This is a genomic window from Okeania sp. SIO2B9, assembly GCF_010672505.1.
GTDB classification, from domain to species: Bacteria; Cyanobacteriota; Cyanobacteriia; order Cyanobacteriales; family Microcoleaceae; genus Okeania; species Okeania hirsuta.
Map to the genome: position 1 here is coordinate 1 of NZ_JAAHGK010001361.1, position 1979 is coordinate 1979.

General features: G+C 31.8%; 1 protein-coding gene. It reads left to right on the forward strand.

The features are described from left to right. Positions 1–904: 904 nt before the first annotated feature. A complete protein-coding gene (locus tag F6K13_RS30735) occupies positions 905–1969 on the forward strand; it encodes a glycerate kinase (protein WP_287289515.1) in 1065 nt (354 codons plus the stop codon). Positions 1970–1979: the final 10 nt, after the last annotated feature.

Sequence of the window (1979 nt, forward strand, 5' to 3'; positions counted from 1 at the left end):
GAGATACTAAACTTTAATTTTGTCCGACTACTTAGCAGTTAATTAGCTTTCAACTATCAGCTTGGGGTCGTAGGTTTGAAGTTTTAGGTTTGAAGTTTTAGGTTTTAGGTATTAAACTTTAATTTTGTCCGACTACTTAGCAGTTAATTAGCTTTCAACTATCAGCTTGGGGTCGTAGGTTTGAAGTTTTAGGTTTTAGGTATTAAACTTTAATTTTGTCCGACTACTTAGCAGTTAACTAGCTTTCAACTATCAGCTTTGGGTCGTAGGTTTTAGGTTTTAGGTATTAAACTTTAATTTTGTCCGACTACTTAGCAGTTAACTATCTTTCAGCTATAAACTTGGGGTGGTAGGTTTTAGTTAGGTAGGTTTGAGATATAAACTTTAATTTTGCCCGACTATTTAGCACTTAACTAGCTTTCAGCTTGGGGTCGTAGGTTTGAAGTTTTAGTTGTGAGATACTAAACTTTAATTTTGTCCGACTACTTAGTAGTTAACTAGCTTTCAATTATCATCTTGGGTTGAAATTACTTTTGAAATGACATTTCTATAGGTTTCAGTATAAATATAAGTTAAATGCTCACTGCTTACTTGCTGACTACTGCTTAAAGTAATGATTAATATATTTGTGTTTCATGTTCTCTTTAAACAAATATCTACATTTCCTAAATTATATAGAATCTGGTTATACAGTATATTTTTATAATTCTATCCACACTTTCTCGCCTTCAATCTCTCGACCTCCCCTTCTCCCCACACTTCCCACCCCCAAACATAAGATAAGTATTCAACCGGATTTTATATTATAGAGTTATATTAATATTTTCACTATTCTCCTAAGGTGAGGTGGTTAACTTTTTTAACCTAAAACCTACAACCTTATTCAATAGTTAATTTGATTTTTATGGAATTTTCCAATTTATCTCTAGTACAAATTTTAGAGACTTTAAAGGTAAGAAAGTTTCTAGGAAAAAAAGAGTTAGAAATCTTAGAAACTCAGGAATTAATAGACCGAAAACGTGCCCAGGTTTTTAACATTAATTTAGAAAATGTGAGAGAAGTAATTAGAGAGCGATCGCTTGTATTTCAATCTGTAATTACTGACTATCATAAATTACCCTTGAAGGATAATAATACTCTCGAAAATTTATGGAAATTTTGGTTGCCTTTAGGGATAAAATTAGCAGGTAAGCGTCAAAATTTAAGCCATCCATTAGTTCAAGGTATTTTAGGCGGACAAGGAACAGGTAAAACTACTCTGGCTAAAATTTTAATCTTGATTTTAGATAAACTTGGCTACAATACAATATCTATTTCTATTGATGATATTTATAAAACTTACGCTGAACGTCAACTATTACAAAAACAAGATTCCCGATTAATTTGGCGCGGTCCTCCAGGAACCCACGATATTAGTTTAGGAATAGAAACTTTAGATAAATTACGTCAATCTAACAATCAAAGTTCCGATAACTTAATTCCAATTCCCAGGTTTAATAAATCTCTTTTTAATGGTGCTGGAGATAGAATTGAACCTGAGATGGTAAGTAAAGTTGATATTGTTTTATTTGAAGGTTGGTTTGTTGGAGTTAGACCAATTGCTGAGAAAGTTTTTAATGCTGCACCACCACCTATTATTACAGAAACAGACCGAAAATTTGCCCGTGATATGAATAGAAAATTAATAGACTATTTACCTCTTTGGCAAAAGTTAGATAAATTAATTGTTTTATACCCTAATGATTATCGCTTTTCTAAACAATGGCGACAACAAGCAGAACAACAAATGATTGCTTCTGGAAAGTCGGGAATGAGCAACGATCAAATTGAAAAGTTTGTGGAGTATTTTTGGAAAGCATTACATCCAGAATTATTTATTAAACCACTGATAAAAAATACTGAATTAGTAGATTTAATCATAGAAATTAATTCTGATCATTCCCTTGGCAAAATTTATCATCCAAATTAGTTAAGTTGAG